Annotated in this window: 10 protein-coding genes; 3 read left to right on the top strand and 7 right to left on the bottom strand. The window is 47.2% G+C overall.

Annotated features, from left to right (window positions below; all coding sequences use genetic code 11):
* Nucleotides 1-240: 240 nt before the first annotated feature.
* On the bottom strand, nt 241-1,557 hold the full coding sequence (gene xylA / locus BLS69_RS28290) for a xylose isomerase (protein WP_036606941.1): 1,317 nt from the start codon (nt 1,555-1,557) through the stop codon (nt 241-243).
* Nucleotides 1,558-1,755: 198 nt separating this feature from the next.
* On the opposite strand from xylA, the gene BLS69_RS28285 reads away from it, so the two are divergent.
* The gene (locus BLS69_RS28285) at nt 1,756-2,922 is read left to right on the top strand and encodes an ROK family transcriptional regulator (protein ID WP_091038534.1); all 1,167 of its coding nucleotides are present in this window, start codon (nt 1,756-1,758) and stop codon (nt 2,920-2,922) included.
* A gap of 147 nt (nt 2,923-3,069) precedes the next feature.
* Complete coding sequence (locus BLS69_RS28280; protein ID WP_017692236.1) at nt 3,070-3,267, top strand: hypothetical protein; 198 nt, start codon at nt 3,070-3,072, stop codon at nt 3,265-3,267.
* Between the two features lie 139 nt (nt 3,268-3,406).
* Here BLS69_RS28280 and BLS69_RS28275 read toward each other — a convergent pair whose 3' ends face one another.
* Entirely contained in the window at nt 3,407-3,637 is a 231-nt protein-coding gene (locus BLS69_RS28275) for a glutaredoxin family protein (protein ID WP_036668031.1), read from the bottom strand.
* A 62-nt stretch (nt 3,638-3,699) separates the two neighbouring features.
* The gene (gene trxB / locus BLS69_RS28270) at nt 3,700-4,641 is read right to left on the bottom strand and encodes a thioredoxin-disulfide reductase (protein WP_047841589.1); all 942 of its coding nucleotides are present in this window, start codon (nt 4,639-4,641) and stop codon (nt 3,700-3,702) included.
* Between the two features lie 256 nt (nt 4,642-4,897).
* Between trxB and BLS69_RS28265 the strand changes: the two genes are divergently transcribed.
* Nucleotides 4,898-5,629, top strand: a complete 732-nt coding sequence (locus tag BLS69_RS28265) for a ZIP family metal transporter (protein ID WP_036606933.1) — start codon at nt 4,898-4,900, stop codon at nt 5,627-5,629.
* A gap of 123 nt (nt 5,630-5,752) precedes the next feature.
* On the opposite strand, the gene BLS69_RS28260 is transcribed toward BLS69_RS28265, so the two are convergent.
* The 4 genes from BLS69_RS28260 to BLS69_RS28245 form a co-directional block, all read right to left on the bottom strand.
* Nucleotides 5,753-6,562: an alpha/beta fold hydrolase gene (locus tag BLS69_RS28260; RefSeq protein WP_091038533.1), complete on the bottom strand. Its 810-nt coding sequence runs from the start codon at nt 6,560-6,562 to the stop codon at nt 5,753-5,755.
* Between the two features lie 132 nt (nt 6,563-6,694).
* On the bottom strand, nt 6,695-8,710 hold the full coding sequence (locus BLS69_RS28255) for a heavy metal translocating P-type ATPase (protein WP_091038531.1): 2,016 nt from the start codon (nt 8,708-8,710) through the stop codon (nt 6,695-6,697).
* 350 nt (nt 8,711-9,060) lie between these two features.
* Nucleotides 9,061-10,368 carry a homocysteine synthase gene (locus BLS69_RS28250; RefSeq protein WP_091038530.1) on the bottom strand — a complete coding sequence of 436 codons (1,308 nt, stop codon included), beginning with the start codon at nt 10,366-10,368 and terminating at the stop codon, nt 9,061-9,063.
* Nucleotides 10,369-10,606: 238 nt separating this feature from the next.
* Nucleotides 10,607-11,452, bottom strand: coding sequence for a sugar phosphate isomerase/epimerase family protein (locus BLS69_RS28245; protein ID WP_074096473.1), 846 nt, complete (start codon nt 11,450-11,452; stop codon nt 10,607-10,609).
* Nucleotides 11,453-11,472 lie beyond the last annotated feature (20 nt).

The raw sequence follows: 11,472 nt of genomic DNA, 5'->3' as shown, positions 1-11,472 counted from the left end.
TCGTTTAGCATGTAATTATTCATTTATATCAAAAATTTAAAAACCGCGTTGTTTGTTTAATCAAAAAACCGTCCCCGTCTTCCCAAGGGAAAGTCGGGGACGGTCCGAATGTCATGCTTGTTCAGGCGTTCCATGGTACAAGCTAATCTTGTGCATAGGCTAGTTTGGACACTAATGTCCAACACATATGAGTTGAGTAACCATCGGTGGTCGACATGCACCCACCCTGCCTATCCGATATTAGTCAGCCAGGATGTACTGGTTGAGTTGCGCTCTCAGCAATTCCTGACGTCCGGATTGGTTTTTGCGTGGGCTTTCGTTGTTGAGTGCATACTCAGCAAGGGAAGCAAGTGTTGCTTTACCTGCAACCACATCTGCACCGATACCTTCGCTGAAGCTGCTGTAACGTTTTTCGATGAAGTCATCGAATACGCGATCTTCGATCAGTTTTGCTGCTACTTTCAGACCTTTTGCATACGTGTCCATACCTGCGATGTGTGCCAGGAACAGATCGTCTGCTTCGAAGGAACCACGACGTACTTTTGCGTCAAAGTTCACACCACCGCGGCCGATACCGCCGTTTTTCAATACTTCATACATTGTCAACGTAGCATCGTACATGTCAACCGGGAACTCATCTGTATCCCAACCGATCAGCATATCGCCTTGGTTCGCATCGAGGGAACCGAGCATACCGTTTGTACGAGCAACGCGGATTTCGTGATCAAATGTGTGACCAGCCAGTGTAGCATGGTTCGCTTCCAGGTTGAGTTTGAAGTGTTTGTCCAAACCGTATTTTTGCAAGAAAGCAATGGAAGTTGCTGCATCATAATCATATTGGTGTTTCGTTGGCTCTTTTGGTTTAGGCTCGATCAGGAATTGTGCGTCAAAGCCAATTTCCTTCGCGTAGTCTACAGCCATGTGGAACATACGAGCAATGTTGTCTTGCTCCAGTTGCATGTCTGTGTTCAGCAATGTGTCGTAACCTTCACGACCGCCCCAGAATACATAGTTTTCAGCGCCCAGGCGTTTACCAACTTCCAGACCTTTTTTGATCTGTGCTGCAGCGTGAGCATACACGTCTGCGTTGCAAGTGGAAGCTGCACCAAACATGAAGCGTGGGTTCGAGAACATGTTCGCCGTGTTCCAGAGCAGTTTTTTGCCGCTGGATTTCATATGATCTTCAATCAGATCAACGATTGTATCAATGTTGCTGTAGAACTCGCGCAGGTTGTTGCCTTCTGGTGCGATGTCCACATCGTGGAAACAGAAGAACGGGAGATTCATTTTTTCCAAAAATTCAAATGCCGCTTCCACGCGTACTTTCGCGAGGTCCAGACCTGAGTATTTATCCCACGAACGAACAGCTGTCTCCGCACCAAATGGGTCACTGCCGCCTGCAGTTAATGTATGCCAGTAAGCCATGCCAAAACGGAAATGTTCTTCCATCGATTTGCCGGCTACCACTTCTTCCGGATTATAATGTTTAAAAGCAAAAGGATTCTTGGAATCTTTACCTTCAAATGCAATTTTATTAACGGATTCAAAATAGGCCATGTGTAAAATGCCTCCTCAATAGTTTTAAGAAATCGTTTACACCGTTATCCTATCACATCGAATTTACTTTGTCTATTGGTTAAACAAAGTAAAATAAAATTGTTTTTTACATGTTTGTTTACGCTATAATAGTCGAATAACTTGTTTCGGATGTGGGTCAGAACCCTTTTATCAGAAGAATAGGAGTGCCTTAACCATATGAAAATTACCGGAGACCAGATGCTGGTCAAAAAAATAAACAAGTCGATCGTTCTGGATACGATCCGGCGCCATGCCCCTCTTTCTCGCGCACGAGTGTCCGAGGTTACGGGGCTGAACAAAGCAACGGTATCCAACCTGGTTGCTGATCTGATCAGTGATGACCTGGTGCAGGAGATCGGCCCTGGGGAATCCAGCGGCGGACGTAAACCACTTATGCTGCTGTTTCGAGGGACATCCGGCTATGCAGTCGGTCTGGAACTCAGTGTGACCCATTTGAAAGGCGTGCTTACTGATCTGGAAGGACACATCATTACAGAGTACGCAGTGGCCTTGGAACATCATGACGTGTCCTCTGTGCTGGAGCAATTGAAATTGGCAGCAAAACAGCTCATTGAAGCAGCTCCTGCTTCCCCTCACGGTGTCATTGGCATCGGTATCGGAGTGCCCGGCATGGTGGATGAGGCAGGAACGGTCCTGTTTGCACCCAACCTAGGGTGGGAGAAGGTAGCTCTGCGCTCCATGCTTGAAGAAGAATTTGAACTGCCTGTAACGATCGATAATGAAGCCAATGCTGGCGCTCATGGAGAGTTGAATTTTGGCGCAGGTATCGGTGTCCGCCACATGATCTACATCAGTGCAGGCATGGGGATTGGTTCAGGCATCATGGTAGATGGTGAATTATACAAAGGCGCGTGGGGCTACGCAGGAGAAACAGGCCATATGTCCATTGAAGCGGAAGGTCTGCCCTGCTCCTGTGGTAATCGTGGTTGCTGGGAGTTATACGCATCGGAAAAAGCCTACGAGCACCCGGACCATCAGCTAAAATTACCTGCTCATACCACACGCGAGCTTATTTATCATGCGGAGCAAGGCCACGAGACTGTTCAGGAATTATACAACACGATTGGACGCAAACTGGGGATTGGCATAACCAACATCGTTAACAGTTTCAATCCGGAACGTATTATCATTGGTGGTCCGCTTTCTGAAGCAGGTCCCTGGATTGAAACGGCGTTAAAACAAGTTGTCGAGGAACGTACATTACCTTATCACCGCCGCAGTTTGCAGATTGAATGGGCAGCTCTGGGCAGCCGTTCCACCCGTGTTGGTGCCGCTTACTCTGCGATATCCCAGTTTTTAGGTAAAATTAGGGTGTCTGTCTAATAACAGTTGAAAATTGACATCATTTCGCCCCATTTCCTCCCTTTTTGTTAAAGAAATCCAGATGTATAATGGGGTTATGTGATTTTTGTCATGGCTGTGTGAATCAAGCTGTGTTAATTCCGATAACGAAACGGAGTGAAAAAAAGCGTGACCTACGTGGATACTTCAGATATCTCGGCGCAAATGTTTGTCACCGTACTCCTGTTCCTGATTGTGCTTGCGCCCCTGTTCAGCCTTGGCATACTCCGATTGTTCCAGAGCAAAAAGAAGGCTGGTTTCATGTACATGCTGTCAGGATTGCTGGTGTATGTTGTATTTCAGACTTTCATGAGTATTTTTTTCTAGATCATATTCTGCGTTTGCACAAAAAACCGTACCCTTCCGGGTACGGTTCTTTCTATATCCTAACGGCTCGCGAAAACCGGAATTGCATATGAATCGAAAATTTCTTTCAACACATGATAATTCAGATAATCAGCCTGATTTAAGCGTCCAATGCTTTGGCAAATTGAGTTTTGTTCATACCCAGAATGCGGTGTTCACCAATGACAGTCAATGGCACGGCACGTACACCCATGTCCCATACTTGTTGAGCAAATTCATCGCTAGTTTCGATGTTGCGCTCTTCATATGAAATACCTTTGTCAGCCAGGAACGTTTTTACGGATTTGCAGTTCGGGCAGTTCGTTGATGTATATACAATTACGTTTTCCATGTTTAATTCACCTCATATGGTTTTATATTAATCTATAGTTTGGTTGGAATCAGCTCATTCTATTACAGAACAACTGCGCTGTGCTCCAAGCTCTCAATGTATTTCTCTGTGTCCATGGCAGCCATACATCCGCTACCTGCAGCTGTGATCGCTTGTTTGTAACGTGTATCCTGAACGTCACCACATGCAAATACGCCTGGGATGTTTGTCTCGGATGTACCTGGTGTAGTCAGGATATATCCATGTTCGTCCGTAGTGATCTGTCCGCCAAGGAAACCAGTGTTTGGTGTGTGACCGATCGCTACGAATACGCCGCTTGCCGGAATCACTTCTTCTTCACCTGTTTCGTTGTTCAACACTTTCAGTCCGGTTACGCCGTTGTCGCCAGCAAGTACTTCGAGTGGTGTACGGTTCAAAGCCATTTCTACTTTTTCGTTGCTGCGTGCACGATCTTGCATGATTTTGGAGCCACGCAGTTCTTCACGACGGTGTACCAGTGTTACTTTGGAACCGAAACGGGACAGGAAGCTTGCTTCCTCAAGAGCAGAGTCGCCACCACCGATGACGATAATTTCTTTGTTACGGAAGAAGAATCCATCACATGTTGCACATGTGCTGACACCGCGGCCTACATTCGTTTCTTCGCCAGGGATACCCAGGTATTTAGCAGTTGCGCCTGTAGACAGGATCAATGTTTCCGATACGAGTTCACCCATACCTTCAACTTGAATCTTGAATGGACGCTCACTCATGTCGATGTTGTTCACCCAGCCTGTGCGGAATTCAGCACCGAAGCGCTCAGCTTGTTTACGCATGTTATCCATCAGCTCAGGACCCATAATACCATCAGGGAAACCTGGGAAGTTCTCCACTTCAGTCGTTGTTGTCAGTTGGCCACCAGGTTGTGGTCCTTCAATAACGAGTGGGTTCAAGTTGGCACGTGCCAGATAGATTGCTGCTGTAAGCCCTGCAGGGCCTGTTCCAATAATAATTGATTTATACATGTATAGTTCCTCCCCCGGGTTCTGCAAAAAGGTTAGACCCTCCGGCATCAAAAGCTTAGGCTTTTGCATACACTAGAACGAAAAGCCTACATCATGTCCACAAGTCCTGCCTGTGAAATGACAATGGCCCTATGCAGAAACGGAATTCTAATTTATAATCATTCTAATCTGTTGTTCATTATGATCTCTTTTATGTACGGTGTCAATGCTCGGCAGCGATTATGAAGAAGTCTTCATCAGGAGGGAAAATGGAAGCATGAACGATGCACTCATTGGCAGTTTTATATCAGCCATGTCTACCGGCCTAGGGGCCGTACCAATTCTATTTATGCGCAAAATATCGCACCGTCTACGTGATATCTTGCTGGCATACGCCGCAGGTATTATGACCTCGGCCTCGGTGTATAATCTCATTCCGGAAGCGCTTGGCCAATCAAATCTCTTTGTACTTGCATTTGGTATTATGCTTGGTAGCCTGGTTCTACTGGTGCTGGAGATGAAGATTCCACACGTCGATCTGGAGAATCCCGAGAAAATGCCTTTTAAAATTGAAACCAAAGCCTTCATGATTATTGCAGCCATCACCATGCATAACCTGCCAGAAGGGTTATCCGTTGGCGTTAGCTATGCAAGCTCGGATGAGAACCTGGGCAATCTCATTGCCTTCTCCATCGGATTGCAGAATGCACCGGAAGGATTCTTGGTGGCCCTCTTTCTTGTGAACCAGAACATTGGCCGCTTCAAAGCACTGGGTATTGCCACCCTGACCGGAGCGGTAGAGATTATTACAGCTATGATTGGTTACACCTTGAGCAGTCTCGTAGCTGGTCTTGTGCCTTATGGTCTGGCCTTTGCAGCCGGTGCGATGATGTTCATTGTTTATAAGGAACTTATTCCCGAGAGTCACGGCGATGGCAATGCACGTGTGGCGACGATGTCCTTTTTGCTCGGGCTCATCACGATGATTGGTCTAACCGAACTGTTTTAATTGAAGACTAAAGAACCCGAGCGAACAGTCCAAGACTGTCGACCGGGTTCTTTGTTTAGCCACAAATGAAGATTCCATGAAATTACTGGGATCGTCTGTCAGAGGTATTGCGCCCTCTCCTGATCAGGATTGGAGGAAACGAATCAGTTCCGAATTGAATTTTTCCAATTCATCATAGAATGCACCATGACCGCTCTCTTCAAAAGCAATCAGTTGAGACGAAGCGATACCTTGGTGCATCTGCTCGGCGAATTCAAACGGACAGATCTCATCCTTTTTCCCGTGCAAAATGGCTGTCGGCACCTGAATGGAACTCAGTTCACCTCGTAAGTCCTCATCCCGCAACGCAATTGCACTGCGAATGGTACCATAAGATGAAGCCTCCATGCCAAGCGCGTGGAACCAATCCATGAATGGCTGGCTGTGTTTCTTCGCAAAGAACATGCCGCCAAACGTCTCCAGCAACTTCGGACGATCTGCGAAGATCGGCTCAATGATCTGCTCGTTCAACTGCTCTGGAGTCAATCCATATGGATAACCTTCACGCTGTGTGAACACAGGTGCTGCCGCAGATAACAAGGCCAGCTTGGAGACACCATGTCCCTTATGGCGAGCCATGTAATGAACTGCGATCGCTCCACCCATGGAGAACCCTGTGAGTACCGCGTCTGTCAGCTCCAACTCATCGATAACGGCACGAACATCGTCTGCCATGCGATCATAATCATATCCTGTGGAAGGTTTATCCGATAAGCCATATCCTCTAAAATCTATCGCGATGGCACGAATGCCATGGTTCGGAAGTACGTTCAATTGGTATTCAAACATTTTATAATTAACAGGCCAGCCGTGCAAAAAGACAACCGGGGTTCCTTCGCCAATATCTTCAACATATACTTTTACATTTGGTTCCACTTGTACATAACGTCCCATATTTCACAGCTCCCTTATTATCGAATCGTCTCTTCGAAACATTACCCGCTGACCCAAGGTTCAAACGTGAGCCGTTCAATCAGCCGCATACTACAGGCGAAACCAATTAACGATTTTCCTCTCCAAATCTGATTACCGCAGCAGCCTAAGCCCATTCAGAATAACCAGAATTGTACTGCCTTCATGACCTACCACACCTAGAGGCAATGCAACGTCTTGGAGGAAGTTACCCGCAATTAAAGCCAGAATAACGGTAATGGCAAAAAACATATTCTGCTTCACCGTGCGCTGTGCTCGACGAGCCTGCCCAATCACCCAAGCGATCTCTTCAATGTTATCGTTCATGAGTACCGCATCGGCGACCTCGAGTGCAGTTCCGCTGCCGGACAATCCCATCCCCATACCCACAGTAGCTGCAGCAAGTGCTGGTGCATCATTGACGCCATCCCCTACCATTAACACAGGACCATACTTTTTGCGGAGCGCTTGGACCTGCTTCACTTTATCTTCAGGCAGCAAATCTGCATAGACCATACTTACCCCCGTTTCACGTGCAATCACAGAAGCTGATCTGACTCGATCTCCTGTTAACATCGCAACTTTAACACCCATCGCTTCAAGCTTTCTCACTGCAGCTGCTGCCTGAGGCCGTACCGTATCCCGCATGGCGATCAGCCCGACCAATTCACCATCAGCCATCACAACGGATACGGTTTTTCCTTCCCCCTCAAGACGGGAGCGTACATCGTCCCACTCAGAAGACACATTCACAGGGTTAACACCCTGTTTATCTGGATCATCAACGTTAGCGTCTTTTATCTTCTCTGACTGCATTGATCCCAGTACATCTGTTTTGCCAATGCTCCAGACCACACCATTTATAGTTCCTTCGATACCCCAGCCTGTTAGAGCCTGTACGTGCTCCGCTTCCTGAAGTGTAATGTTCTCCTTGTTCGCCTGATCTACGATGGCACGAGCCAAGGGGTGCATGGAGATGTTCTCAATCGCCGCTACCGCAGCTAACAGCTGGGTACGATCTACATGTTCAGCCGTAATAATATCGGTGACTTGCGGGGTGCCCATGGTCAATGTACCTGTTTTGTCAAAAGCCACGACCTGCGTGCGAGCCATATTCTCCATATGGGCACCTCCCTTGAAAAGAATGCCCCGGCGGGCGCTGCTGGACATCGCGGACAGCATAACAGGCATGATGGAAGACACCAATGCACAAGGAGAAGCAACCACCAGAAATACCATCGCTTTGTAAAATGCCTCATTCCATGTCCAGCCAAGCAGCAGCGGAGTTCCTGCAATGACAAGTAAAGTCACCCCTACAACAATACGTGCGTAAATTCCTTCAAACCGCTCCATGAAACGCTGGGAATCCGGCACTTCTGCCTGCGCTTCTTCCACCATTTTAATGATTTTGCCAAACAGTGACCCTTCAGCCGATTTTGTAACCTCTACGTATAAGGCGCCCTCCCCGTTTACCGTACCTGCATAGACTTCATCCCCCGCAACTTTGTCCACAGGCAGGGATTCTCCAGTAATGGACGACTGATTGATAAAAGAACTCCCCCGGTACACCACGCCATCCGCAGGAATCAGTTCTCCCGGTTTGACCAACAGCAGATCACCCGGCTGCAGATCATCAATAGCCACGAGATTCATCTGTCCATCTTCAATACGCAGTGCAGTCTCCGGCTTAAGTGCGAGCAACGATGAGATATCCTCATGACTGCGCTCTGTCGCATAACTTTCCAACGCACCACTGAGTGCAAAAATAAAGATAAGCATCGCGCCTTCATTCCAGTAACCGATGGCTGCTGCCCCAAGGGATGCGGCAATCATCAGCAGATTTACATCCAGATCACGGTCCTTAACCAGTGTCTCGATACCTTCCTTCGCTTTGGTCCAACCGCCCACGGCATACGCCACAATGTAGAGCATGATGGATAAGGTACCAAAATACGGTGCAGTTCCCCAGGCAATCAGCATCAACAGCCCGCTGCCCAATGCAGATTGCATCTCTTTATTCTGCATCATGGCTTTAAAATCAGGTTTCTTGCCCCGATTGGGGCCGGGTGTTTGGGATGAGCGTTGTTCTGCTTGTTTCTGTCTGTGTAGAGGTTGATGTATCGCTTGCATATGAATCACGTTCCTTTCGAATGGTAGGTTTGCGGATAGTGAATGTGCTCAAGTTCCGCTTCCAGAAATGAAGTTGTATTGAGAATGAGAGCCATTGTTAATGCCCTAAAAATGACACATGCTGCTGCGGGAATCCCGCAGCAGCATGGTTTTGTGAATGATTTTACAATAATCTCGAATGAGAATGATAATCATTTTTGTACTTGTGCAATTATTTTTACCCAATACAACTTTTAATCAGTATATGCCTGTGATCCTCATTTGTAAATGGGTATTTTCTTGATATTCTGCAAATAGATAAATAAAAGCCGCCAGTCCTTAAAGGATGGCGACTACCAGATTATTTATTTTTACGCGCCTACACTTGCTCCCTGACTTGCTTTGATGGCTTGCTCCAGATCATAGATAATGTCTTGAATGTTCTCCGTACCCACAGACAGACGAATCAACTCCGGATTAACCCCTGCTGCGGTTTGTTCATCTTCGGTCAACTGCGCGTGAGTTGTACTTGCCGGGTGAATAATCAGTGACTTGGAATCGCCCACGTTCGCAAGGTGAGAGAACAGTTTTACACTTTCAATCAATTTGCGACCTGCGTCCGCACCACCTTTGATTCCAAAGGTCAGAATGGCACCCTGCCCTCTTGGCAGATACTTCTGTGCAAGCTCGTAAGAACCGTGGCTCGGCAGACCTGCATAACTAACCCAAGACACGTCCTCATGTTTCTCAAGGAATTGCGCAACCGCAAGGGCGTTGCTACTATGACGCTCTACGCGCAGATGTAACGTCTCCAGTCCTTGCAGCAACAACCAGGAGTTGAATGGAGAGATCGTTGCACCCAGGTCACGCAATAGCTGTACACGAGCTTTGATAATATAAGCAATCGGTCCAACCGCTTCCGTATATACAACACCGTTATAACTGGAGTCCGGCTCCGTCAATCCAGGGAACTTGCCACTTGCTTTCCAGTCAAATTTTCCGCTATCCACGATAACGCCACCAATGGATGTACCATGACCCCCAATAAATTTCGTTGCAGAGTGAACGACAATATCTGCGCCATGTTCGATGGGACGAAGCAGGTACGGACTTGGGAACGTATTATCCACGATCAAAGGAATTCCATGTTCATGAGCGATAGCTGCTACCGCTTCAATATCAAGTACATTCCCCTTTGGATTACCGATCGTTTCGGCATACAATGCTTTCGTTTTCTCCGTAATCGCTGCCCGGAAATTCTCAGGATCACTGGAATCCACAAATTTCACGTCCAAACCCAGTTTCGGCAAAGTTGTCGAGAACAGATTGTATGTACCTCCATACAAACTCGCCGAAGACACGATCTCATCACCTGCACCAGCAATATTCAGAAGTGAAAACGTAATGGCTGCTTGACCAGAAGCTGTAGCCAGCGCGCCAGCTCCGCCTTCCAACGCTGCAATCCGTTGCTCAAACACGTCGGTTGTTGGATTCATCAAACGGGTATAGATGTTGCCAAACTCTTTCAAACCAAACAGGTTAGCTGCATGCTCGGTGTCCTTGAATCCATAGGATGTTGTCTGATACAAGGGTACAGCTCGTGCGTTGGTGGTTGGATCAATCTCCTGGCCTGCATGAATTGCCAATGTTTCAAATGAAAGCTCACGTTCGTTTGACATAAATCTGAATCCTCCCTCGATATATACGTTCTTGAAGTTCCTGATGTCTTCACATGGTGGCATATGTTTTCCATATTCTCTCACAAGATGTCGTATTTGAAAAGACTTATTTCCGATTGTTCCGATAAGAAAAATTAAATATGTACACTATTTATTTCTGTACTAAAAAAACCTTTGCCCTCGCAAAGGTTTTTCAGCTACTTTGGCTTAGGTATGCAATACCGAAGCCAGGGTTTGGTTAGACCCGAACTGCACTCCATACTTCACGCAAATGTTTGGCTGCAGGTACAGCTTCCTCCGCAGTTACGCCTTCAAGTGAAATATCGATATGTGGCTTATACGTTTTTAGCAATTCAAAAAATAACGGGTAATCCAGTATTCCTGCCCCAGGTACTGGGTTGAACTTCTCTCCCTGTGCATCAAAGGCTACATCTTTGGCATGGATCACAATCATGCGCTGATACAGCGATTCCATCACCTCGCGCAAGAAAGCCCCTTGATCTGCAGCATGTGGTTGCTTGATCAGATTACACGGGTCGAACAGCATCCCCAGATTCGATGAAGGAATCTCTTCAAACAAACGTGTCATATGTTCATGGGTATGAAGAGTATGTGTGGACACAGGCTCAATCGCCGCATGCACGCCCCATTTCTCCGCTTCCTCAGCCAACTCCTCAACCGTTTCTTTCAGCACACTCCACGCCTTCTCTTCATATCCATCCGGATGTGTATCCTGATAGGTGTCCAAGCCCCCGGTCTCCGTTGCTACCATGCTGCAACCAAAATCCCGGGCATAACGCAGATGCTCCTTGAATCGATCAATGTCCGCACGTCGTCTTACTGGATCAGGGTCAATCGGATTAATATAACAGCCCAGTACTGCAATCTTCACCCCGCGCTGTGCAAATTGATCTCCGATCTCATTTGCCAGTCCGGGGCTCAGCTTGCCATTTGATGAGTCCACATCTGATAATGCTTTGGCCAGCGCCAGCTGTACGGAATTAAATCCGTTATCCGCAATCGTCTGTGCAAGCTGTGCTGTAGGCTGTTTGCCAAATGTATGTGCCAGAATACCAAGTTTCATCTCACTGCCTCCTTATGCTA

The sequence above is a fragment of the Paenibacillus sp. CF095 genome (assembly GCF_900101225.1).
Classification (GTDB): Bacteria; Bacillota; Bacilli; order Paenibacillales; family Paenibacillaceae; genus Paenibacillus.
This window is presented reverse-complemented; position numbering and strand designations above follow the sequence as displayed.

What these genes read in the sequence shown, in the direction of transcription:
- BLS69_RS28285 (WP_091038534.1), top strand. Translation starts at nt 1,756, where the DNA reads ATGAAAATTACCGGAGACCAGATGCTGGTCAAAAAAATAAACAAGTCG.
- trxB (WP_047841589.1), bottom strand. Translation starts at nt 4,641, where the DNA reads ATGTATAAATCAATTATTATTGGAACAGGCCCTGCAGGGCTTACAGCA.
- xylA (WP_036606941.1), bottom strand. Translation starts at nt 1,557, where the DNA reads ATGGCCTATTTTGAATCCGTTAATAAAATTGCATTTGAAGGTAAAGAT.
- BLS69_RS28255 (WP_091038531.1), bottom strand. Translation starts at nt 8,710, where the DNA reads ATGCAAGCGATACATCAACCTCTACACAGACAGAAACAAGCAGAACAA.
- BLS69_RS28250 (WP_091038530.1), bottom strand. Translation starts at nt 10,368, where the DNA reads ATGTCAAACGAACGTGAGCTTTCATTTGAAACATTGGCAATTCATGCA.
- BLS69_RS28265 (WP_036606933.1), top strand. Translation starts at nt 4,898, where the DNA reads ATGAACGATGCACTCATTGGCAGTTTTATATCAGCCATGTCTACCGGC.
- BLS69_RS28275 (WP_036668031.1), bottom strand. Translation starts at nt 3,637, where the DNA reads ATGGAAAACGTAATTGTATATACATCAACGAACTGCCCGAACTGCAAA.
- BLS69_RS28245 (WP_074096473.1), bottom strand. Translation starts at nt 11,452, where the DNA reads ATGAAACTTGGTATTCTGGCACATACATTTGGCAAACAGCCTACAGCA.
- BLS69_RS28260 (WP_091038533.1), bottom strand. Translation starts at nt 6,562, where the DNA reads ATGGGACGTTATGTACAAGTGGAACCAAATGTAAAAGTATATGTTGAA.